Here is a 22,322-nt window from a genome sequence, read left to right as displayed (position 1 = left end):
TGAATCCGCACAGTGCGCGCAATCGACCATAAGAGGCTGCCATGACTCGCTTCGCCCAATCCGCCCTTGCTGCACTGATCGCCCTTTGCGCGCCGCTCGGCACGTCCCTTGCCGTCACCCAGGCAGCAAAGGCGGCCGACCTCGCCGTCTATACCGATGAAGACAGCGGCGTTTGCGGCGAGGCCTGGGTGCTGAACAAGATCACCAGCCGCTTCTCCTACCAGGTGCACCACGTGCCGAACCTGCCCGATGTCGAGATCACTGATTTCCAGCGCATCCACCAGCACCGCTATCTGCCCGCCAATGAAACCTGGCCGATCGGCCGCCGCTATTGCGGCGCCACCGTCAGCCTGTCCGACGGCCGTGCCCGCACCATCTGGTATTTGATCGAGGAGGGGCAAGGCTTTGCCTCGATCGGCGACAATGTCGAATTCTGCGTCTCGGGCTTCGATCGCTGGATGGTTTACAACGGCCGCTGCCGCGTCCTGCGCTGACCGCGTTTGTCCGGCTGCTCAGCTTCGTCGAGAATTTTGCGAAGGAAGGCGACGTGACCGCGAAAGGCGCGTCGTCCGACTGACGTCGCCTTGATGCGCGTTTGCGGTCGGCGTCCGACGAACAGCTTTTCGACATCGATATATCCCGCCCTGGCAAGCGTATCGATATGCGCGCCGAGATTGCCGTCGGTTGCACTGACGATAGCTTTCAATCGGCTGAATTCCAGCATTTCGCGCCTTTCCAGAGAATTCAGCGCCGCCATGATCCTGAGCCGCACGCTCTGGTGGATGATCTCGTCGGCAGCCATCACCGAGCCTGCCGTGGTGCCCGGCGTTCTGTCTCACTGATCTCGAACAGCGCCGTTCGATCTCGTGCGAATGACATTGCACTCTCCCGCATATGCAGAATACTCTGTGACATGGAGTAATCTGTCAACTTAGAAGAAAATGTGCGAGCGTGAGATTGCCTCGGCGGGCCTAGAGAAGATCATGGTACAGAACGGCCCCGCTTTGTTTCTGTAGCTTGTGTAGATCGTCAGTTTGTACAAGACGATGAGATCGACGAAGCGGCGCATCATGGTGTTGCGGATCGATGATCGAGGAGAAAAATCGCTTGATAACCTTCGCGCTTCGTAGCGGGATTAGTTCCGACAAAGCGCGCAGAATGTCTGTCGTACGCCCTCGGAAAAGGTCGAAGAGCAGCAGCGACATTTTGTGAAATCAGCATGAGCTTGTGTCGCCCGTAACCAAAACTTAAACTGCAAAATTCATGCTGATGCTTCGCTGGCTAGCAAGCCGCGAGTCAGATATGCATTGCACGCCGGGTCACTAATGGCCGTCGGCACAACGGAAGGGGCATGACATGGCTAAACAGTCATCCAAAGCGCCGGCATCCAAGTCACCGGCAAAGAAGTCACCGGCAAAGAAGGCGCCGGTAAAAGCAGCGGCGGCGAAAGTCGCAACCGCTGTGAAGAAAGCAGCGCCTGCTGCCAAGCCGAAGGCCGCTGCGGCCAAGGCAAAAGCAGCACCGGCCAAGAAGCCGGCCGCGAAAGCCGCGGCAAAACCGGCGGTGAAGAAAGCGGCACCTGCCAAGGCCAAGGCTGCGCCCGCCAAGGCAAAAGCAGCTCCAGCCAAGAAGCCTGCTGCAAAGGCCGCGGCAAAACCGGCTGCGAAGAAAGCAGCGCCTGCCAAGGCTGCACCGGCCAAGAAGGCTGCACCGGCCAAAGCGGCAGCAGCGAAGTCTTCTGCGGCAGTGAAGAAAGCAGCGCCTGCGGCCAAGCCGAAGGCGAAGGCAGCGCCGGCCAAGGCAAAGGCCAAGAAGTAATCGCGTTTCTTCGCCCGCGCGGACAGTGCTGATGACCGTTGAGGGCGGGTGCCGGACAGGCGCCTCGCTCGCAAGGTCGGTGCTCGGGCGAGAACAGAGGCGGAGGGAAGACAGCTTTCGCAGCTCCCAGGACTTCGCCGTTACGGCGAAGTCTGGTGGGGCATTTCTCTGTGCCTGAACGGTTCCTCGCTGTAAGGCCGGATTGGCCAGGTTCTGGCCTGTTCAGCTATTCCCGTCGCTCCAACCGCCTCAAGCGAGAAAGCGGCCGCTGCTCCTTGGCGGCTGGTTTTCCCGTCTGTGGGCTGTTGATCATATCGGCGAGCCGGTCAACAGTGCCGCGCATGGCCCAAAAAATCGGGATCGATTTTCGGAAAAGGACCATGCGCAAAATCAAAATTCTACAGCGTCCTTTGCGCGTCCAATAGGACGCGCGGCGCTGTCGCGGCAATCAGGAACCAGATCATGCCCAGACTGCTCTACGCTTCTACGTCCCCTTACAGTTCCAAGGTGCGTATGGCCGCGCTTTATGCCGGCATCGCCGTCGAACTCGTGCCGATGAAAACCGAAGACCAGCCGGCCGAGTTGATCGGCGCCAATCCGCTCGGCAAGATCCCGGTGCTGGTGCTCGACGACGGCCGCTCGATCCACGACAGCCGCGCCATTACCCAGCATCTCAACCGAATGTCGAAGAACGCGCTGTTTCCGCGCAATCCCGACAAACGACTCGAGGCGGAAGTGCTGGAGGCGCTGGCCGACGGCATCTGCGACTGCGCGCTGTCGATGGTCTATGAGCGGCGCACGCGCCCCGAAGACATGGTCTACCAGCCCTGGCTCGACCGCCAGTGGGCGAAGATCACCTCAGCGCTCGATTTGCTCAATGCCAATCCGCCAAAACTGCCGAAGAAGATCACCGCCGGCCAATTGGCGCTGCGTGCTTGCCTTGGCTATCTCTCGCTGCGCTTTGCCGGAAAATGGGAAAAGGGCCGCAGCCGGCTGGTCCGCTGGGCGGCGCGTTTCGACGAGAAGTTTCCGGAGCTGAAGCCAGCGGTTCCGGCTTGATGGCCTGAGGCGGGGCGGGCGGCCTTTGGCCGCTGGGAGGCGGCTGGGTTGGCCGAGGGGATTTCGTCGACAGATATTCAGCCTGCGCCTGTCGTGGTCTTTGGGAGCCGACCAATGGGTGGCGATTTGATCTGTCGTTTATTTGCACTCGTTATTTGTCTGTCCGCCTGTATTGGCATTGGTCTTGAACTCGGCACCCAGACGAGAGGCGGCGCTTCGATGCTCGGCTCGCTATGGGTGTTGATAGGATATTTCACGATCCTGACCAACGGTCTTGTCGCCGTTGTATTCGGAACCATTGCGCTCCTCGGGGAGCGTTTCGATCACCCACGGCTGGTGGCGGGGATGGCTGCCGTCATGGCTTTGGTCGGCGTGATTTTCGCATTGCTGCTCCAAGGGCTGCGCACCTTGGCCGGCGCCACCGCTGAGGCGAACTTTTTGCTCCATCAGCTCAACCCTGTTCTTGTCGTGTTGTTCTGGCTGCTGTTCACGCGAAAGGGGACGCTCTCGTGGCGCGATCCGCTTCTGTGGGCGCTCTATCCTCTGGCGTATCTGGCCTATGCCCTGGCCCGAGGTGTCGCTGAAGGGAAATACGCGTATCCATTCATAGACGTGTCCGCGCATGGCTGGGTCGGGGTCATGTTGAATGCCGTCGTGGTCGCTCTCGGTTTCGTCGCAGCAGCCGAAGTCCTTGTCTTGGTCGACCGAATACTGGCGCGGCAATGACCTCGAGATCATGCGTGGTTGCGTCGGCAGGCGAGATACTGTCGCACCACAGGTGATGCATCGGTGAGAGGCAGGCGCCAGGCAAAAAAAAGCCGGGCACGAGGCCCGGCTTTTTCCTGTCGTGGCTTGGACGACTTTAGAACTTCATACCGACGCCGAAGGTGACGCGGTTGTCGCTGGACTTGACCTTGCCGACACCGTCGAAGTCCTTGTCGCCGAAGTCGGTGTAGCGATACTCGACACGGCCGAACACATTGTCGGTGATCTTGATGTCGGTACCGACGCCAGCCGTCCAGCCGAGCATGGTGTTTTCGTCGCTGACGCCAGCGGCTTCGATCTCCTGGTTCTTCAGCGCGCCGCCGGCGGTGCCGTAGAGCAGGATCTCCGGGGTGACTGCGTAGCCGAGGCGGGCGCGCAGCGAACCTTCGAAGCCGCCTTTAGCCTCGATGCCAGCATCGTCGCCCTCGATGCCGCTATAGCCGATATCGGCTTCAGCGCCGTACACGAAGTTCTCCTGCTGCCACTGATAGCCGCCGAAGACGCCGCCGACGAATCCGTCGGTGCCGACGTCGACTCCGACATCCGTGGCATCGGCATGGCCGCTGAAGCCGTAGCCGACGCTCACACCGGCATAGGGACCGGCCCACGACGCGACCGGAAGTTCGGCGATCGGGGCGGGTGCCGGTGGCTCTTCCGAGATCACGTCAGCAGCATAGGCGGTTCCGCCGAGGGCGAAAAGCCCGAACGCCACCGCCAGCGGTCGCGCAAATTTAAGATTGGCTTGCATTGTTCTTTACTCCTTAAGCCACAGGCACAGGCTTGCTTTTCACAAGCGCCCTCAACCCGCCGGGGGGATAAACGGATCTGGCGCTCAACGGTTCCGAATGTCGTGTCAAAATGCGGCTGAAGCGAACCTGAACTTGGGTCATTACCGGGCGCGAATGAGGCCGAACTTTGACGTTGCATCTGCGCAACAGATCGTGTCAGGAGGCTTTGCCCTGCCGTGCTGAACACCGCTTGGAGCAAGGGGTCCAGCACCCTATATTGCGGTCTGTCAGGCCGAGTCCGGGCGAGGGTCGAAAGACCGATCCGGCCGCTTTGCCACAATGCTGCCCAAGGCACGAACGGCATTTAACGCTTGGCCGGCCATATTTCGCCGGCCGGCCTGAAATCGAGGCTTATTGAGGATTGACAGGATGAGCAAGGCCGCTGGAACGGCATTGGTGACGGGTGGGGCCAAGCGGATCGGCAAGGCGATCGTGGAGGATCTTGCCGCGAACGGTTTTGCGGTCGCCATTCATTGCAACCGCTCGCGGGGCGAGGCGGAAGCGCTGGCCGCCCGGATCAATGGCGGCCATTTTGGCCAGGACGGCCGCGCCGCCGTGGTTGCCGCCGACCTGACCGACATGGCCGCGGTCAGCGACCTGGTCGGCCGCGCCGAGGCCGCGCTCGGACCTGTCACCCTGCTGGTCAATAATGCCTCGCTGTTCGTTGACGATACGGTTCAGGATTTTGACTGGCTTGCCTGGGACCGCCACTTCGCAGTCCATGTGAAGGCGCCGGCACTTTTGGCGCAAAAATTCGCGCGCGCGCTGCCGCAAGGCCAGGAAGGACTGATCGTCAATATGATCGACCAGCGCGTCTGGCGCCCGACGCCACGCTATTTCTCCTATGCGCTGTCGAAATCGACATTGTGGACGCAGACGCAGATGATGGCGCAGGCGCTGGGACCCCGCATTCGCGTCAACGCCATCGGCCCTGGCCCAACGCTGAAGAGCGCGCGTCAGGACGACAGCGATTTTGCCGCGCAGGTCGACGGCCTGATCCTGAAGCGCGGCCCGGAATTGCCTGAATTCGGCGCCACCATCCGCTATCTCTGGGCTGCGCGCTCGGTGAGCGGCCAGATGATCGCGCTCGACGGCGGCCAGCACCTTGCATGGCAGACGCCGGATGTGACAGGCATTGTTGAATGAGTCCCATGGACCAGAAACACAAACGAGGCGGCGCCGCCGACGATCTGCCCCCCGATATCGATCTCGATGACGAGGCGGCGGAGGAGAGCGTCGAGGCATCAGCTGCCGGTGCCGGCGGCCCTGAGGTCGCCTTCACCGCCATCGACTGGACGCCGCATGCCGGCGATGCCGACGGCATGGTCGGCGCCGAAGTGATCCAGACGCTGGTCAAGCGGCTGCCCAACGCGCCGGGCGTCTATCGCATGATGAATGCCGCAGGCGACGTGCTCTATGTCGGCAAGGCGCGCAGCCTGAAAAAGCGGGTGACCAATTACGCGCAGGGCCGGTTCCACACCAGCCGCATCGGCCGCATGGTGCGCGAGACGTCGACGATGGAGTTCGTCGTCACCCGCACCGAGATCGAAGCGCTGCTGTTGGAAGCCAACCTCATCAAGCGCTTGCGGCCGCGCTTCAATGTGCTGATGCGGGACGACAAATCGTTCCCCTACATCCTGCTGACTGGCGATCATGTCTCGCCCGGCATCTACAAGCATCGCGGCGCGCGCTCGCGCAAGGGCGACTATTTCGGGCCCTTCGCCTCGGCCGGCGCCGTCGGCCGCACCATCAATTCGTTGCAGCGCGCCTTCCTGCTCAGGAGCTGCACCAATTCCTTCTACGAGAACCGCACCCGGCCTTGCCTGCTGTTTCAGATCAAGCGCTGCGCCGGGCCGTGCACCGGCGAGATCTCGCATGGCGACTATGCCAAACTGGTCGCCGAGGCGAAGGACTTCCTGTCCGGCCGCAGCCAGAAAGTGAAGACCGATATCTCCGCCGCCATGCAGCAGGCCTCGGAGAACCTCGATTTCGAGCGGGCCGCCATCTATCGCGACCGGCTGGCGGCGCTGTCGCATGTGCAGAGCCACCAGGGCATCAATCCGCAGACCGTCGACGAGGCCGATGTCTTCGCCATCCACCAGGAAGGCGGCCAGGTCTGTATCCAGGTATTCTTCTTCCGCACCGGCCAGAACTGGGGCAACCGCGCCTATTTCCCCAAGGCCGATCCGGCGCTGGAGGGATCGGAAGTGCTGGGCTCGTTCCTGGCGCAATTCTACGACGACAAGCCAACGCCGCGCGCTATCCTCTTGTCACATGCAGTCGAGGACCAGGAACTGCTGGCGGAGGCTCTCTCCACCCGCGCGGGTCGCAAGGTGGTGATCTTGGTGCCGCAGCGCGGCGAGAAGAAGGATTTGACCGACAACGCCTTGCAGAATGCCCGCGAGGCGCTCGGCCGCCGGCTGGCCGAGACCTCGACGCAAGGCCGGCTGCTTACCGGTTTCGCCGAGACCTTCGGGCTGAAAAAGCCGCCGGTGCGCATCGAGGTCTACGACAACTCCCACATCATGGGCACCAACGCCGTTGGCGCCATGGTCGTCGCCGGGCCGGAAGGCTTCGTGAAGAACCAGTACCGGAAATTCAACATCCGCTCGACCGAGATCACGCCAGGCGACGATTTCGGCATGATGCGCGAGGTGATGGAGCGGCGTTTTTCCCGCCTGCTGAAGGAACATGGCGACGCCCCACAGAGCGACCAGGCGGCGGACGCCGCGGCCGAACAGGGTGACGATATCGAGGATGTGGGCGGCTTCCCGGCCTGGCCGGACGTCATTCTCATCGACGGCGGCCAGGGCCAGATGACGGCGGTGCGCAAGATCCTCGCCGATCTCGGCATTGAGGACCGGGTCCAGGCCATCGGCATCGCCAAGGGCCAGGACCGTGACGCCGGTCGGGAACGCTTCTTCGTCAAAGGCAGGGACTCGTTTTCGCTCCCCGTTCGCGATCCGGTGCTCTATTTCGTTCAACGGCTGCGCGACGAGGTCCACCGCTTCGCCATCGGCTCGCACCGCGCTCGCCGCAAGAAGGAAATGGTCAAGAGCCCGCTCGATGAGATCAGCGGCATCGGTCCCGGACGCAAGCGCGCGCTGCTGATGCATTTCGGCACAGCCAAGGCGGTCAGCCGCGCCGCGATCGAGGATTTGGTCAAGGTCGATGGTATATCCGAGCAGGTGGCGAAGCTCGTCTACAACCATTTTCATGAGAGTTGATGGATTGCTATTTTCGGTTGGTCCATCGACTATCGCCTGTTGACCCCCCACATTCGCTTCTGATTTGAGTAGTCAGGCAGAAAGAGTTCCCAAAAAATATGGCCCAGCGCGCATTCAACCTGCCCAACATGCTCACCTACGCCCGCATCGTCGCGGTGCCGCTGGTCGTGCTGTGTTTTTTTCTTGAGGGGCATCTGAAATCGAGCGACTTCGCCCGCTGGTCGGCGCTGATCATTTTCCTGCTCGCCTCGATCACCGATTATTTCGACGGCTATCTGGCGCGCGCCTGGCAGCAGACCTCGAACATCGGCAAGATGCTCGACCCGATCGCTGACAAGTTGCTGGTTGCGACGTGCCTGCTGCTGCTGGCGGCCGACACCGACCGCCATGCCGGCATCGCCGGCTGGTCGCTTTGGGCGGCGATCATCATCCTGTGCCGCGAGATCCTGGTCTCGGGCCTGCGCGAATATCTGGCGGCGCTGAAGGTCTCGGTGCCGGTGACACAGCTGGCAAAGTGGAAGACCACGATCCAGATGGTCGCCATCGCCTTCTTGCTGGCGGGACCTGCCGGCGACAAGGTCTTCCCGCTGACCACCCAGACCGGGCTGGTGCTGTTGTGGATCGCTGCCCTGGTCACGCTTTACACCGGCTACGATTATTTCCGTGCCGGCCTCAAGCACATAATGGACGAATAGGATGTCGACGAAGCTCATTTATTTCGCCTGGGTGCGCGAGCGGATCGGCAAACCGCAAGAGGATGTCGAATTGCCCGCCGGCATCGAGACGGTGGCCGACCTGCTGCGCTGGCTGAAAACACGCGGTGAGGAATATGAGCATGCGCTGCAATACCCTGACGTGATCCGCGTCGCCATCAACCAGGAACATGTCGAGCACCGCGAGAAGATATCAGGTGCTCGCGAGATCGCGCTGTTCCCGCCGATGACCGGGGGCTGAAATGCCGGCCGCGGTGGTGCCGACGGTGCGCATCCAGGCGGAGGATTTCGATGTCGCCGCCGAGATCGCTCGAATGATGCAAGGCCGTACCGACATCGGCGCCGTGGTGACTTTCTCCGGTCTCTGCCGCGATGAAGCGGGCAGGCTCGCGGCACTCGAACTCGAACATTATCCCGGCATGGCCGAAGCCGAGATCGGCCGCATCGCCGCCGAAGCGGTCGGCCGTTGGCCGCTCCAGGGGCTCACCGCCATCCATCGCCACGGCAGGATTGCGCCCGGCGAAAACATCGTGCTGGTGGTGGCGGCTTCCGCGCACCGGCAGGCCGCTTTCGAGGCGGCGAACTTCCTGATGGATTATCTGAAATCGCGTGCGCCCTTCTGGAAGAAGGAACACCATAGTGATGGTTCGGATAGCGGCTGGGTCGATGCCAAGGAAAGCGATGACCGGGCTGCCAGCCGCTGGAAGCTAAAACCCGGCGAATAAATCCAGCACGCGGCCATGCATTGACCGCAATCCTGCGAGAGCTTTTGGCCGGTTAGGCATGCGGAGCATGATCCCGAAAAGTGGAATCCGGTTTTCGTAAAGATCATGCTCAAACAAGAAAATAGAGCCCGCCCGATCCATCGGGTGGAACAAGCTCTAGGGAGCCGGATCATGCTGGGCAGGATCGCCGAGTTCTTCATCTTCGGTTTCGTGCCGCTGGTCGTCGGCATGCTGGCCGTTCCGGAGTTGTCTGTGGCCGCCGAGAAAGTCTTGAAGGGCGAAGTTCTATACCGCGAGCGCATTGCGCTGCCGCCCAACGCCGTGCTCTCGGTCCAGCTTGCCGATGTGTCGCTGGCTGATGCACCCGCCGCAATCCTCGGCGAACGCAAAGTGGCGCCGGCCGGCCAGGTGCCGATAAAATTCGAGATCAGCTTCGATCCCCAGGTGATCCGGCCCAACATGACGTATGCGCTGCAGGCGCGCATCACCGTCGACGACAGGCTTTTGTTCATTTCCGATATGCGCCACCAGGTCGACCCGCTGAGCGACGCGCCGCAGACCGTCATGCTGAAGATGGTGACGTCGAGCGAGAAACCGGCAGCGACCCCGGTGTTCGGTCAGAGCTGGCTGGTCGAGTATATCGACGGCATAGGTGTGATCGCCGAGCCGCAGGCGACATTCAGGATCAGCGAGGACGGCAAGGCCGGCGGCAGCGGCCCCTGCAACGTCTACTTCGCCACCGCCAAGGTCGAGGGTTCGAGGATCGCCGTCAGCGGCATCGGTTCGACCTTCAAGGCCTGCGCGCCTGATGTCATGGCCGAGGAAAAAGCGCTGTTCGAGGCGCTGGCCAAGGCGGTGTCTTACCGCGTCGACGCCGGCAAGCTCACCATCGTCGACAAGGACGGCCGCGATATTTTGCGCTTCAATGCCGCGACCTGATCGCCGCAACGAAAAAAGGCCAGCATTACGCTGGCCTTTCTGCATATGACGTTTTGATCTGAACGGTCAGCTCAGCCGACGATCTCGGTGTCCGAGAACCAGTATTTGATTTCCTGCGCGGCGGTTTCCGGCGCGTCGGAGCCGTGCACCGAATTCTCGCCGATCGACAGCGCGTGCACCTTGCGGATGGTGCCTTCGGCGGCGTTGGCCGGGTTGGTGGCGCCCATCACTTCGCGGTTCTTGGCAATGGCGTTCTCGCCTTCCAGCACCTGCACGACAGTCGGCGCCGACGACATGAATTCCACCAGCTCGCCGAAGAAAGGACGATCCTTGTGGACGGCATAAAAACCTTCCGCCTCGCGGCGGCTCATCCACACCCGGCGCGAGGCGATGACGCGCAGGCCGGCTTCTTCGAGCATCTGGGTGATGGCGCCGGTAAGATTGCGCCGGGTCGCGTCCGGCTTGATCATGGAAAAGGTGCGTTCGAGCGCCATGGGGTCGTCCTTGTGATGAAAGTGGAACTGAGGGTGGCGGGCTCTATACAAGCCGCCCGTCTGCTTGCCAAGGGGAGGTGCTCGATCAGCGCGTCATGATGGTCGAGGCGCGCCGAACCTCCCAGCCTTCCCGTCCCAGCTCCGGCATGCTGTGATTCTCACTGGGGTAGCCGACGCAGAAATAACCGATCAGCGTCCACTCGGGCGGCACGTCCAGGATCGCCGCCATCTCGGCCGGATCGAGGATCGAGACCCAACCCATGCCTATTCCTTCGGCGCGCGCCGCCAGCCAAAATGTGTGGATCGCCATCACTGCCGAATAGTCTATGGTCGCGGGCATGGTCAGGCGGCCAAGCCCATGCCCCTGTTCCGTCGCGCGGTCGGCGAAAACTGCGAATTGACAAGGTGCCTCGTTCAGGCCGGCGAGCTTCAGGCGCGCATAGAGCGCGGCGCGCTCGCCGCTGAATGATGCGAGCGCCTCCGTGTTGCAGCGTTCAAAGCATGCTCTGACGGCGGCGCGGCACTCAGCGCTCTCGATCACGACGAAACGCCAAGGCTGGCTTAGCCCGACCGACGGCGCAATGCTGGCGACGTCAAGCAGCCGCTCCAGCGCGCCTTCGGGGAGCGGCGTCGGCTTGAATCGCCTAACGTCCCGCCGCCACCGGAAGAGGTCGACCAGCGCGGCGCGAAAATCGTCCGGGAATTCCGGGCCTGATGTCATGGTGTCGTGATGCCTTTGCTAGGGGAGTAAGGCAGTAGGGCAGTAGGTAAGCCCGCCGCCGCGACTTCTTACTCCTTACTCCCTACTCCCTACTCCCTACTGCCTACTGCCTACTGCCTATGCGGCGGCGGTAGCCGCCGCGACGGTGCGGCCGAGGCCGTCATGCAGATCGAGGCAGCGCTCGAACCACTGCGCCACCACATCGCTGTCATCGAGCAACCGGTAGGGCGAGGCGATGCGCGCCCATTGTAGCGCGCCGAAGACGATGTAGTCGGCAAACAGCGGTGATTGGCCACCGATGAACGGCTGATGGGCGAGCGTCGCGCGCAACGGCTCCAGCGAGGCGCGGAAGGCGCCAAGGCCGGCGTCGCGCGCTGCCATCACCTCTTCCAGTCTCTTACCGAAGCGCTGTTCGCGGCTCTGGCGGAAATAGGCGGCGTTCGCCTCGTCCTGCATGGCGTGCAGGTCCATGATCGCCGCCGTGGTGACATAAGGATGAATAGTCAGTTGCGACCAGCGTTCGATGAAGCGCGCCATCGCCTTGCCGCCGTCGCCGCAAAACAATGTCGGCCGCTCAGGATAGGTCTCGTCGAGATAGAGCGCGATGGCGAAAGAATCGGCGACCACCTTCTCGCCGTCGCGGAGCACCGGAACGAGCTTCGACACACCGCCTTCAACATTGGGCACTTCGAGAAAACGTGTCGGCACGGTTGAGATGTCGAGCCCCTTGTGGGCTAGCGCCATCGCCGCCTTCCAGCAATGCGGGCTGAACGGACGGGCGGCATCGCGTCCAACGAGGTCGTAGAGCAGAATGGTCATTGGCGACAGCTTCCTTGCGGTCTACTTAGATCGACGTGCGTCCACCGTGCTTTTCCGAAAATCAGTACCGATTTTTGGGCCGATGCGGTAGGCACCCGGAACGGGGTCTTGCGGGGTCGAGAGAAAAGATGAGACAGCACTTCATGATGTTTGCGGCCTATAATCAATGGGCCAATAGCCGCATCTACGATGCCGCGACCGATCTCGACGAGGAAGAATTCCACCGCAATGTCGGTGCTTTCTTCGGCTCGATGATGGGCACGCTCAACCATATTCTGACCGCCGACCGGATCTGGATGAGGCGGTTTACCGGCGAGGGCGATGCGCCGGCCAGACTCGACACGATCCTGCATCGCGCCTTGCCGGGCTTGCGGCTGGCGCGCGAGGCCGAAGACAAAAGGATCATCGACTGGGTCGGGGCGTTAAGCGATAAGGCTTTGTCCGGCCGCTTTTCCTATATGACCGTCTCCGACATGCGCACGGTCTCGCAGCGGCTGGCGCCGGCGCTCGATCATTTCTTCAACCACCAGACCCATCACCGCGGCCAGGCGCACGTGATCCTTACCGTTCTGGGCCGGCCTTCGGTGTCACTCGATCTGACGCAGTTCCAGCGCAGCGAGGAGGGGCGCGCCTACGCCTGACTTGTGATTGTCCGCATCAATCACGATCGAATTGAAGGAAAGTCTTAGGACTTCATTTGCGTTCCCGCTTCAATATGTCCGTTATAGCGGGAGCGATGCATGCGGATCGATTTTTCCCCCACGAGTTGGGGCAGGGTGGTGGCGGTCACCGTTACTGGCACCGCCGTGTGCATCGCCGCCGCCTTCTTCGTTGATTCCTACAATTTCCCGTATCTGTCGCCTGAAGCGCTGTGGCGGGCGAAACTCACCGATCTGCTGCTGCCACTGGTTCTGGCCGGTCCGCTCTTGTTTTTCCTGATGTGGAAAATGCGCCAGCTCGCAATCGCGCAGAAGGAACTGGCCATTGTCGCGGCGACCGACAGTCTGACGGCAGTGCTCAACCGCGGTGCGTTTTCAATGCTTGTCGAAGCCTATCTCGAGCAGGCCCGCAGCCATTCCGTCGTCAGCTCCGGCGCCTTGCTGATCGTCGACGCCGACCATTTCAAGTCCGTCAACGATCGCCTCGGCCACGACTGCGGAGATCAGGCTCTCAAGCTGATCGCCAAGACCATTCGGGACCAGCTGCGCGGCGCCGACATCGTCGGGCGAATTGGCGGCGAGGAATTCGCAGTCTTCCTTCCTGGCGCCGACCGATCGCAATCCTGGCTAGTCGCGGAGGGGATCCGGCGCCGTATCCGCGAGGCGGACTTTTCCCCGGACGGGCGGCCCTGTCCCCTCTCGGTAAGTATCGGCGGGGTCGCTTTCAGCGGATCGATCACCTATTCCGAAATGTTCGTTGTGGCGGATAAACACCTCTACAAGGCTAAATCGAATGGCCGCGACCAGGTCAGCTTTGAAGCGGCGGGGTCGAGCGGCGTGCCCGACGGCGATCTGATGACGGTCCACTGAGGGCGTCGCCTCATGCCTGTGGTCGAAAACCTGCGAAGATGAACAACATCTTCGACGGGTCACGATCGCAAGGAGGCCTAGCCAGCCGCGTCAGGCTGCGTATCCGCCATGGCCCCGGGCGACCGGCTTGACCGAGACCGCCGGTTGGGCCGAAGGCCAGAGAATGCCTGCCGTCGTCGCGAAGGTGATCAAGGCATCGCGCGCCGCTTCGGGCGAGATATCGCCGGCGCGGGCCGCCTCGCAGGCCTTCACTGCCGCGCCATAGCTAAGGCGTCGCCGCGATGGCGGGAACTCGGTCAGGAATTCATGCATGTCGAAGAGCGAAGCGAGCATGCGCTTATGGCCGGCGCCAACGGTAACGGCGACCGGGGTAAAGAACGTCCTGTCGTGCATTCTGGCCTCTCGAGTTGGGCGGAGGTAACGGCGGACGCCGCTCTCCGACGGGTCGGACGCCCAGAAACGCGGATTGCGGCATGAGGTTCCATGTTGCCGAGATTTTGATTTTCGCACTGTGCTCCGTGGCCTGAACACCGGGCCGAAAGGGGCTATTTCCACATGTCACGCATGCGGGCGCCAAGGTCGACGCGCACTTGCGGCTGGCGGCGCGGATCGTCCCTGGCCTGAACGCTCGCCCATGATGTCTGTTCGAAGGCGCCGAGTATCGAGGCCGGGATGAAGCGGGTACGCGAGGCGTAAACATGGCGATCGCCGCGCGCCGCCTGGCCGTGGACGAAAAAGCGTTGCGGCAGGACTAGGTGAAGGCCATCCTTGGCCCGCGTCATTGCCACGTAGAGCAGGCGGCGCTCCTCGTCGATGTCCTCCTTCGAGCCGACGGCGAGATCGATTGGGATGCAGCCGTCGACGGTGTTGAGCACGAACACGTTCTTCCATTCCTGGCCCTTGGCGGAATGGATGGTCGACAGGATCAGATAGTCTTCGTCGCGAAGCGGCGGCCCGGCTTCGTCGCTGGTCGCATCAGGTGGATCGAGTGTCAGCTCGGTGAGGAAACGTTCGCGCGAGGCATAGCCCGAGGCGATCTGTTCGAGCTGCAGAATATCGGCCCGGCGCGTCGTTGCATCCTCGTGGATGCGCTCCAGATGCGGCTCGTACCAGAGCCTGACCTGTTCGAGATCAACAGGCCATTTTCCAAACCCGGTGCGAAGCTGTGAGAACAGCGCGACGAATGCCGGCCAGTCGTCGGCGGCGCGTTGCGGCGGCCGGTAACGCGCCAGCCCCATCGCTTCGTCGAGCGATGTCGCCATGGTGTCGACGATCTGCGAAGCCGCCGAAGGGCCGACGCCGGGCAAAAGCTGCAGCACGCGAAAACCGGCGACGCGGTCGCGCGGGTTTTCGGCGAAGCGCAGCACCGCCAGCACGTCTTTGATATGGGCGGCATCGAGGAACTTCAGCCCGCCGAACTTGACGAACGGTATGTTGCGGCGCGTCAGCTCGATCTCCAGCGGCCCGCTGTGGTGCGAAGCGCGAAACAGCACGGCCTGCGCCTTCAGCGCCGTGCCAGCCTCACGCTCGGTCAGGATCGCCTGGCAGACGTAGCTCGCCTGCTCGGCCTCGTCGCGGACGCTGACCAGCTTCGGCTTTTCGGCCGATTTACGCTCCGACCAGAGATTCTTGGTAAAGCGCTCCGAGGCCTCGCCGATCACCGCATTGGCGGCCGCCAGGATGGTCTCGGTCGAGCGGTAGTTGCGCTCCAGCATGACGATCTCGGCCGGCCGCGCGAACTGCTTGGGGAAGTCGAGGATGTTGCGCACTTCCGCTGCGCGAAACGAATAGATCGACTGCGCATCGTCGCCGACCACCGTCAGCCCGGATCCGTCCGGCTTCAGTGCCGTGAGGATCGAGGCCTGCAGCCGGTTGGTATCCTGGTACTCATCGACCAGAATATGGTCGAAGCGCCCGCCCAGATGCGCTGATATCTCGGACTCGCCCCCCATCTGCGCCCAGTAGAGCAGCAGATCGTCGTAATCGAGCACGTTCTGCGCCTGCTTGGCCTCGACATATCGGGCGAACAGCGCTTTGAGCTGTTCTGCCCAGCCGGCGCACCAGGGAAACACTGAACCCAGGACCTCGCCGAGCGGCGCCTGCGCGTTGACGGCGCGCGAATAAATCGCCAGGCACGTGCCCTTGGTCGGAAAACGGCCCTCCGTCTTCGAGAAGCCGAGTTCGTGCCTGATAAGATTCATCAGGTCGGCGGAATCCTCGCGGTCATGGATGGTGAAGGCCGGATCGAGGCCGATCTCCAGCGCGTAGTCGCGCAGCAGCCTGGCGCCGATGCCGTGAAACGTGCCAGCCCAGGTGAGAGCATCGGTGATGACTGAAGCGTCCCGCCCGAGCACCTCGCCGGCGATGCGCTCGACCCGCTTGGCGAGTTCCGATGCGGCGCGACGCGAAAACGTCATCAACAAAATGCGGCGCGGGTCGGCACCTCTGACGATCAGATGCGCAACGCGATGCGCCAGCGTGCTGGTCTTGCCGGACCCGGCCCCGGCGATCACCAGCAACGGGCCGGCGACCTTTCCGTCGCCATGCTCGACGGCATGGCACTGCTCGGCATTCAGCTTTGCGAGATAGGCAGGCCTGAAGGTCGAATCACGGGCAGCGAGGTTCATTGCCCATCAAGCATCGTTTCCGCTTTGTTCGCAACGGTTTCGACGCGGCAATCGATGCGCCCGATTCTATTTGGTGCACCAGCCGATGAACTCGACCTAGCGCTGGGGCTCTGCGCCCATCGCTGCCGACTGCCGCTGCAGCGACTTGTCGTCTTCTGGAGGCGGCAGCAACAGCGGATCGAAGTCGTCAGGCACCTCGTCGATGATTTCCCTTGTTATGCGGTAGGCCACGTAAACGGCGGCCCCGGCTATGAGCAGACGGATCATGATTTTCTCCATTGGTGTGAACCAACCGGAGAGGCCGCATTTTGTTCCCCGCCTTCCCGCGCCTCCGCTGGCTGAGGGTGCAACCAAATCGGCACCGTCTCGTTTGCCCGTGACAGGAGGTTGCGATGAACAAGCTTTCAATCTTGCTGGCTTTGGCCGCAGCCCTGACCGTGGCGGCTTGCGACAACAACATCCCGCCGACGAAGGCTCCTGGGACCGTCAATCAAAACCCGCAGGTCGACCCTGCACCCAAATCGACGTCAGGCGGTGATCAACCCGGCACGCCGCCGGCACAGTGAACGCTGTGGGGAAAAATGGCCGGCGCCGCTTGGGAGGAGATGGCGCCGGCCAGGCGGGTATCAGGTCCGCCGCACACCTAGGCATAGCTGAGTCTTGCCCTTGCGTCATGGCGCGATCGCGGAAGACGACCGCGTTGTACGGGCAATTAACTGACAAATGCGCGATTTTCGGATGCGAGAGGTCGATGCTCGCCAGGCGCCATCATTTGGTTGTCGCGACAGGTTCCAGCCCGAATGCGGGGTGACCTCTTGTCCGGCGAGCCGGCCGCGGCATCAGGCAACCTGCTGGCGCCGGCCGTTTTCATGGCCTTATGCGGCCAACCGGCCCCCAAGGCCTTGCGAAGCGCCGACGTCCCGTGCAAAAGCGCGGCCATGCTGATCATCAACGACCTTTCGCTCCGTATGGCCGGGCGCCTGCTTCTCGACCATGCCTCGCTGACCTTGCCGGCCGGCAGCAAGGCAGGGCTTGTCGGCCGCAACGGCACCGGCAAAACCACTTTGTTCAAGGCGATCACCGGCGATCTCGCCTCCGAGACGGGATCGATCAGCCTGCCGAAGAACACGCGCATCGGCCAGGTGGCGCAGGAAGCGCCCGGCACGGAGGAGCCGCTGATCGAGATCGTGCTCAAGGCCGACCTTGAACGCTCCGCATTGCTCGATGAAGAAAAGACGGCGACCGATCCGCACCGCATTGCCGAAATCCACATGCGGCTGGCCGACATCGACGCCCATTCGGCCGAATCGCGCGCCGCCACCATCCTCGCCGGCCTCGGCTTCGACGATGCCGCCCAGAGGCGGCCGGCCTCGTCCTTCTCCGGCGGCTGGCGCATGCGCGTGGCGCTGGCGGCAGTGCTGTTTGCCGAGCCCGATCTGCTGCTGCTCGACGAGCCGACCAACTATCTCGACCTTGAAGGCACGCTGTGGCTGGAAAACTACGTGTCGAAATATCCGCACACGGTGCTTTTGATCTCGCACGACCGCGACCTGCTCAACCGCGCCGTCAACTCGATCGTCCATCTCGACCAGAAGAAGCTGACCTTCTGGCGCGGCGGCTACGACCAGTTCGAACGGCAATACACCGAGCAGCGCGAATTGCAGGAGAAGGGCAGGGTCAAGCAGGAAGCCGCGCGCAAGCACATGGAATCCTTCGTCGAGCGCTTCCGCGCCAAGGCTTCGAAGGCGAGGCAGGCGCAGTCCCGCATCAAGGCGCTGGAAAAGATGAAGCCAATCGCCGCGATTGTGAACGACAACGTGCGGCCGTTCTCCTTTCCCGAACCGGTGAAGACGGTCGCATCGCCAATCATCGCGCTGAACAATGTCAATGTCGGCTACACCGAGGGCGAGCCGATCCTGAAGAAAATGACGCTGCGCATCGATGCCGACGATCGCATCGCGCTGCTCGGCGCCAACGGCAACGGCAAGTCGACCTTCGCCAAATTGCTGTCGGGCCGCCTGAAGCAGGAGAGCGGCACGATGACGGTGGCGCCCGGCCTGAAAGTGGCGATCTTCGCCCAGCACCAGCTCGACGATCTCCGGCCGAACGAAAACGCCTATGAGCATGTCCGTCGGCTGATGCCTGAAGCGCCGGAATCGAAAGTACGCGGCCGCGTCGCACAGTTCGGGCTGACCACCGAAAAGATGAACACCGCCGCCAAGGACCTGTCCGGCGGCGAGAAGGCGCGCCTCCTGATGGGCCTGTCGGCTTTCGAGGGGCCGAACCTGTTCATCCTCGACGAGCCGACCAACCATCTCGACATCGACAGCCGTGAGTCGCTGATCCATGCGCTGAACGAGTTTCCCGGCGCCGTCATCCTGATCTCGCACGACCGCCATCTGCTCGAGGCGACGGCCGACCGGCTGTGGCTGGTCAAGGACGGCGCGGTAAACCCCTATGATGGCGACCTCGAGGATTACAAGACGCTGGTCACCGGTGTCTCCGGCGACCGACGCGGCAAGCGCGAGGCCGAAAAGGCCTCGAAGGCCGACCGTCGCCGCGATGCGGCCGCACGCCGCGCCGCTTTCGAGCCGCTGGCCAAAGAGATCCGTGCCACCGAAGCGCTGATGGACCGCATCCGCAAGCGCATCGACCTGATCGAGGACGAGCTTGCCAATCCGGCAGTCTATGAAAAGGACCCGTCGACCGCGACACGGCTGGCCAAGGAGCGCTCGCAGCTGGCCCAGACGCTGGCCGGCCACGAGGAAAAATGGCTGTCGATGTCGGCGGAATATGAGGAAGGCACGGCAGAGTAGCGCCGTCTGGCCCTACACGCCGCCGCCATAAACGGCTAGTTTGGCCCCATGAATCAACACGCCAAGCTCAGGATCGGCCATTCGGCCTGTCCGCATGATTGCCCGTCGACCTGCGCGCTCGAGGTCGAGCTGCTCGACGGCAAACGCATCGGCCGCGTCCATGGCGCCAAGGCTAACAGCTACACATCGGGCGTCATTTGCGCCAAGGTCGCCCGCTATGCCGACCGCGTCCATCATCCCGACCGCTTGCTGAAGCCGCTGATCCGTGCCGGCGCCAAGGGCGCGGGCGCCTGGAAGGAAGCGAGTTGGGAGGCCGCACTCGACCTCGTCGCCGAAAAATTCGTCGCGGCCGAGGCAAAATACGGCTCGGAGACGGTCTGGCCCTATTACTATGCCGGCACAATGGGGCTGGTGCAACGCGACGGCATCGAACGGCTGCGCCATGCAAAAAGATATTCCGGCTTCTTCAGTTCGATCTGCACCAACCTGGCCTGGACCGGCTGGATGATGGGGGCAGGGGCCTTGCGCGGTCCCGACCCGCGCGAGATGGCCAAATCCGATTGTGTGGTGATCTGGGGCACCAATGCCGTGGTCACCCAGGTCAACGTCATGACCCACGCGATCAAGGCGCGCAAGGAACGCGGCGCCAAGATCGTCGTCATCGACGTCTATGAGAACGCGACGATGAAGCAGGCCGATCTCGGTCTGGTGCTGAAGCCCGGCACCGACGGCGCGCTGGCCTGCGCGGTGATGCATTTGCTTTTTCGTGACGGCCTGGCCGACCGCGCCTATCTCCAGAAATACACCGACGACCCGCACGGTCTGGAAGCGCATCTTCAGGCGAGGACGCCGCAATGGGCGGCAAATATCACCGGACTTTCTGTCGACGAGATCGAGGCGTTCGCCCGCCTCGTCGGCACGACGAAGAAAACCTATTTCCGCCTCGGCTACGGCTTCTCGCGCCAGCGCAACGGCTCAGTCAACATGCATGCCGCCGCCTCGATCGCCGCGGTCGCCGGCTGCTGGCAGTATGAGGGCGGCGGCGCCTTCCATTCCAATTCGGGCATCTTCAAGCTCAACCAGGAAGTGCTGGAAGGCACGCGGATGCGCGACTCATCAATCCGCCATCTCGACCATTCGCGCATCGGCCCGGTGCTGACCGGGGCGGCGGATGCGCTCTATGGCGGTCCGCCGGTGACGGCGCTGCTGATCCAGAACACCAATCCGGTCAATGTCGCGCCGGAGCAGCGGCTGGTGAAGCAGGGTTTTTTACGCGACGATCTGTTTTCCTGCGTGCACGAGCAGTTCATGACCGACACCGCAAAACTCGCCGATGTCGTGCTGCCGGCGACGATGTTCCTCGAGCATGACGACGTCTATAAGGGCGGCGGCAACCAGCACATCACGCTCGGTCCGAAGCTTATCGACCCGCCGGAAGGGCCGCGCACCAACCATTTCGTTATCGAGGAGCTCGGCAAAAGGCTCGGCGTTGGCGATAAGCCTGGCTTCGGCATGACCGAGCAGCAGCACATCGACATCATCCTGGGCAAGCGCGGGCTGGGCAGTTTCGACAGCTTGAAGCAAGACAAGTGGGTCGACCTGCAGCCGGATTTCGAGACCGCGCACTTCATCACCGGCTTCGGCCATGCCGACAAGAAGTTTCATTTCCGCGCCGACTGGACCGGGCAGGCGGCGCCCAACCGGCCGCCCAAGAGCATGGGCCTGTTCGGGCCAGTGGCAAGTCTGCCGGAATTTCCTGACCACGTCGATCTCATCGAGGTGGCGAATGCGGCGCATCCGTTCCGGCTGGCCACCTCGCCGGCGCGCAATTTCCTCAACTCGACCTTTTCGGAGACGCCGGTGTCGAAGGCCAAGGAAGGGCGGCCGGAACTGCTTTTGCATCCGGACGATGCGGCAGCTTACGGGCTGGCCAACGGCGATCGCGTCGAGATCGGCAATGCGCGCGGCGAAGTCGTGCTGCACGCAAGACTGTTCGACGGCGTCAAGCGCGGCGTCGTGGTCGCCGAAGGCATCTGGCCCAACAGCGCCCACGAGCGCGGCGAGGGCATCAACGTCCTGACCGGCGCCGACGCGCCGGCGCCCTATGGCGGTGCGGCTTTCCACGACAATAAGGTCTGGCTGCGCGCGCTTTGAGGTTGCAGGAGCCAACTGGGTGCCGGGACGCTCGTGGTGCTTGGGGCGACTGAGGGCGTCTCTTTCACTCTTCACTCTGTCGTGACTCTATTGTGAAATCGAACCGATCGGTTCGTTTCTATTGACGCATCGTGCAGGATGGTGTGAACGCCGGCTTGGCCAATGCTAAGTTACGCGGCAGGCAAATTCGCGCAACGGTTTGAAATCAAATCTAAAAATTGTGGCGAAGGAAGCCCTTTAGTGGATTTCAAGCATCCCATTCAGGGTGCGGGCGGAACATCTTCGTGATTGGAAATCGCGACGATGCCAACCCACTTCGGGGTGGTCCGAACGACGCGAAATCCTCCCAAGGCACGCCACCAAACGGACACAACACTGAAAAACATGAAATACTGGAGTACCTGAAATGACCAAGATTGCTCTTACGGCCGCTGCCATCCTTATTGCCACAGGCAGCGCCTTTGCCGGCAGCGACCACTATGGTTCGGACGGCGTCAACCAGCCGGCCGCGCCCGTTACCACTGGCCAGGCTGGCAACGTCGATAACACGTTCACGGGTTCGATCCGTAAGCTGTTCCCGGCTGAGCACAACGCCGTCAACACCAATTCGACGACGACTCCGTACGGCGCGGATCAGTCCGTCGCGCCTCAATCCGGCCGGGGCAACTGGGGCCGTTAAGTCCTCACTCCGGGCACAAAGAGCGGCGGGTTTGGCCCGCCGTTCTTGCTTTTGCGTAATCAAATCATATGCGGCGCCGCCCGTTTCCTGGCCGCGCAGAGGGCGCATAATTTGCACATGATGCTTTCCGAAACCGCAGGTCAGCGCAGCAAAAATCGGTCCCGATCTTCGGATCAAGCGCTAGCGCAGATCCTTCGGCCAAACGCAGTGCGTCAGCCGCGCATCGCCGAGGGCCAGCCGTGCCCAACTGCCGTCGAAAGCGAAACGGGCAAGGGCCGCCGTCGGGTATTTTTCTTCAAGCTTTTTGAGTGCCTCGGCATCTGATCCGGGGCCGGCGCGCCGGCGCGGGGCTTTCACAAGGCCGGGGTTTTGGGCCAGATCCCAAACGCTGTTTTTCCCCCCCATCGCCAGCCCGCTCATGGCAAGAACCGGAGCCCAACAAGCCGCAT

The 22,322-nt window shown here is 62.5% G+C and carries 24 protein-coding genes and 1 pseudogene; 16 read left to right on the top strand and 9 right to left on the bottom strand.

Annotated elements, in window-relative coordinates; all coding sequences use genetic code 11:
- The first annotated feature begins 41 nt into the window (after positions 1-41).
- Complete coding sequence (locus NKH73_RS05335; RefSeq protein ID WP_352928831.1) at positions 42-494, top strand: hypothetical protein; 453 nt, start codon at positions 42-44, stop codon at positions 492-494.
- Here the strand turns inward: NKH73_RS05335 and NKH73_RS05330 are convergent.
- The gene (locus NKH73_RS05330) at positions 464-802 is read right to left on the bottom strand and encodes a transcriptional regulator (protein WP_352928829.1); all 339 of its coding nucleotides are present in this window, start codon (positions 800-802) and stop codon (positions 464-466) included. The two genes, NKH73_RS05335 and NKH73_RS05330, sit on opposite strands and share 31 nt — an antisense overlap.
- Positions 803-1,356: 554 nt before the next feature.
- Here NKH73_RS05330 and NKH73_RS05325 point away from each other — a divergent pair.
- The 3 genes from NKH73_RS05325 to NKH73_RS05315 all read left to right on the top strand — a co-directional run bounded on the left by NKH73_RS05325 (position 1,357) and on the right by NKH73_RS05315 (position 3,603).
- On the top strand, positions 1,357-1,818 hold the full coding sequence (locus NKH73_RS05325) for a hypothetical protein (protein ID WP_352928828.1): 462 nt from the start codon (positions 1,357-1,359) through the stop codon (positions 1,816-1,818).
- Between the two features lie 462 nt (positions 1,819-2,280).
- Positions 2,281-2,877, top strand: a complete 597-nt coding sequence (locus NKH73_RS05320) for a glutathione S-transferase family protein (protein ID WP_352928826.1) — start codon at positions 2,281-2,283, stop codon at positions 2,875-2,877.
- A gap of 114 nt (positions 2,878-2,991) precedes the next feature.
- The gene (locus NKH73_RS05315) at positions 2,992-3,603 is read left to right on the top strand and encodes a Pr6Pr family membrane protein (RefSeq protein ID WP_352928824.1); all 612 of its coding nucleotides are present in this window, start codon (positions 2,992-2,994) and stop codon (positions 3,601-3,603) included.
- Positions 3,604-3,739: 136 nt separating this feature from the next.
- On the opposite strand, the gene NKH73_RS05310 is transcribed toward NKH73_RS05315, so the two are convergent.
- Positions 3,740-4,390 (bottom strand): outer membrane protein, encoded by a 651-nt coding sequence (locus tag NKH73_RS05310; RefSeq protein WP_128243678.1) that lies wholly within the window; start codon positions 4,388-4,390, stop codon positions 3,740-3,742.
- Positions 4,391-4,799: 409 nt separating this feature from the next.
- Here NKH73_RS05310 and NKH73_RS05305 point away from each other — a divergent pair, with 409 nt between their 5' ends.
- The 6 genes from NKH73_RS05305 to NKH73_RS05280 all read left to right on the top strand — a co-directional run bounded on the left by NKH73_RS05305 (position 4,800) and on the right by NKH73_RS05280 (position 10,034).
- Positions 4,800-5,576, top strand: a complete 777-nt coding sequence (locus tag NKH73_RS05305) for an SDR family oxidoreductase (RefSeq protein WP_352928822.1) — start codon at positions 4,800-4,802, stop codon at positions 5,574-5,576.
- Positions 5,573-7,657 (top strand): excinuclease ABC subunit UvrC, encoded by a 2,085-nt coding sequence (uvrC, locus tag NKH73_RS05300; RefSeq protein ID WP_352928821.1) that lies wholly within the window; start codon positions 5,573-5,575, stop codon positions 7,655-7,657. Before NKH73_RS05305 ends, uvrC begins: the two co-directional genes overlap by 4 nt.
- 98 nt (positions 7,658-7,755) lie before the next feature.
- Positions 7,756-8,352 carry a CDP-diacylglycerol--glycerol-3-phosphate 3-phosphatidyltransferase gene (gene pgsA / locus NKH73_RS05295; RefSeq protein ID WP_352928819.1) on the top strand — a complete coding sequence of 199 codons (597 nt, stop codon included), beginning with the start codon at positions 7,756-7,758 and terminating at the stop codon, positions 8,350-8,352.
- Position 8,353: 1 nt separating this feature from the next.
- The gene (moaD, locus tag NKH73_RS05290) at positions 8,354-8,611 is read left to right on the top strand and encodes a molybdopterin converting factor subunit 1 (RefSeq protein ID WP_352928817.1); all 258 of its coding nucleotides are present in this window, start codon (positions 8,354-8,356) and stop codon (positions 8,609-8,611) included.
- Position 8,612: 1 nt separating this feature from the next.
- A complete protein-coding gene (locus tag NKH73_RS05285; protein WP_352928815.1) occupies positions 8,613-9,095 on the top strand; it encodes a molybdenum cofactor biosynthesis protein MoaE in 483 nt (160 codons plus the stop codon).
- Between the two features lie 171 nt (positions 9,096-9,266).
- Positions 9,267-10,034, top strand: a complete 768-nt coding sequence (locus NKH73_RS05280) for a YbaY family lipoprotein (RefSeq protein WP_352928813.1) — start codon at positions 9,267-9,269, stop codon at positions 10,032-10,034.
- Between the two features lie 71 nt (positions 10,035-10,105).
- Here the strand turns inward: NKH73_RS05280 and ndk are convergent, their stop codons facing one another.
- The 3 genes from ndk to NKH73_RS05265 all read right to left on the bottom strand — a co-directional run bounded on the left by ndk (position 10,106) and on the right by NKH73_RS05265 (position 12,068).
- On the bottom strand, positions 10,106-10,528 hold the full coding sequence (gene ndk / locus NKH73_RS05275; RefSeq protein WP_352928811.1) for a nucleoside-diphosphate kinase: 423 nt from the start codon (positions 10,526-10,528) through the stop codon (positions 10,106-10,108).
- Between the two features lie 85 nt (positions 10,529-10,613).
- Entirely contained in the window at positions 10,614-11,249 is a 636-nt protein-coding gene (bluB, locus tag NKH73_RS05270) for a 5,6-dimethylbenzimidazole synthase (protein WP_352928809.1), read from the bottom strand.
- A gap of 117 nt (positions 11,250-11,366) precedes the next feature.
- Complete coding sequence (locus NKH73_RS05265) at positions 11,367-12,068, bottom strand: glutathione S-transferase family protein (RefSeq protein WP_352928808.1); 702 nt, start codon at positions 12,066-12,068, stop codon at positions 11,367-11,369.
- Between the two features lie 128 nt (positions 12,069-12,196).
- Between NKH73_RS05265 and NKH73_RS05260 the strand changes: the two genes are divergently transcribed.
- Positions 12,197-12,709 carry a DinB family protein gene (locus tag NKH73_RS05260; protein WP_352928806.1) on the top strand — a complete coding sequence of 171 codons (513 nt, stop codon included), beginning with the start codon at positions 12,197-12,199 and terminating at the stop codon, positions 12,707-12,709.
- Between the two features lie 99 nt (positions 12,710-12,808).
- Positions 12,809-13,597 (top strand): GGDEF domain-containing protein, encoded by a 789-nt coding sequence (locus NKH73_RS05255; protein WP_352928805.1) that lies wholly within the window; start codon positions 12,809-12,811, stop codon positions 13,595-13,597.
- Between the two features lie 90 nt (positions 13,598-13,687).
- On the opposite strand, the gene NKH73_RS05250 is transcribed toward NKH73_RS05255, so the two are convergent.
- From NKH73_RS05250 to NKH73_RS05240, 3 genes are all read right to left on the bottom strand, one after another.
- Positions 13,688-13,990 carry a DUF982 domain-containing protein gene (locus tag NKH73_RS05250; RefSeq protein ID WP_352928804.1) on the bottom strand — a complete coding sequence of 101 codons (303 nt, stop codon included), beginning with the start codon at positions 13,988-13,990 and terminating at the stop codon, positions 13,688-13,690.
- A gap of 152 nt (positions 13,991-14,142) precedes the next feature.
- Entirely contained in the window at positions 14,143-16,224 is a 2,082-nt protein-coding gene (locus NKH73_RS05245) for an ATP-dependent helicase (RefSeq protein WP_352928803.1), read from the bottom strand.
- 96 nt (positions 16,225-16,320) lie between these two features.
- Positions 16,321-16,491, bottom strand: coding sequence for a hypothetical protein (locus NKH73_RS05240; RefSeq protein WP_352928802.1), 171 nt, complete (start codon positions 16,489-16,491; stop codon positions 16,321-16,323).
- Positions 16,492-16,616: 125 nt separating this feature from the next.
- Here NKH73_RS05240 and NKH73_RS05235 point away from each other — a divergent pair, with 125 nt between their 5' ends.
- From NKH73_RS05235 to NKH73_RS05220, 4 genes are all read left to right on the top strand, one after another.
- Positions 16,617-16,790: a hypothetical protein gene (locus NKH73_RS05235; protein ID WP_352928801.1), complete on the top strand. Its 174-nt coding sequence runs from the start codon at positions 16,617-16,619 to the stop codon at positions 16,788-16,790.
- A gap of 372 nt (positions 16,791-17,162) precedes the next feature.
- A complete protein-coding gene (locus NKH73_RS05230) occupies positions 17,163-19,040 on the top strand; it encodes an ABC-F family ATP-binding cassette domain-containing protein (RefSeq protein WP_352929817.1) in 1,878 nt (625 codons plus the stop codon).
- Positions 19,041-19,088: 48 nt separating this feature from the next.
- The gene (locus tag NKH73_RS05225; protein WP_352928799.1) at positions 19,089-21,194 is read left to right on the top strand and encodes a molybdopterin-containing oxidoreductase family protein; all 2,106 of its coding nucleotides are present in this window, start codon (positions 19,089-19,091) and stop codon (positions 21,192-21,194) included.
- Between the two features lie 406 nt (positions 21,195-21,600).
- Entirely contained in the window at positions 21,601-21,873 is a 273-nt protein-coding gene (locus tag NKH73_RS05220) for a DUF680 domain-containing protein (RefSeq protein ID WP_352928797.1), read from the top strand.
- Between the two features lie 180 nt (positions 21,874-22,053).
- Here NKH73_RS05220 and NKH73_RS05215 read toward each other — a convergent pair.
- Positions 22,054-22,322, bottom strand: a pseudogene (locus NKH73_RS05215) (SixA phosphatase family protein); the annotation flags it as partial.

This window comes from Mesorhizobium sp. M0938, from assembly GCF_040319125.1.
Taxonomy (GTDB): Bacteria; Pseudomonadota; Alphaproteobacteria; order Rhizobiales; family Rhizobiaceae; genus Mesorhizobium; species Mesorhizobium robiniae.
The sequence above is the reverse complement of the archived record's forward strand: the minus strand, read 5'-3'. Positions and strand labels throughout refer to the sequence as shown.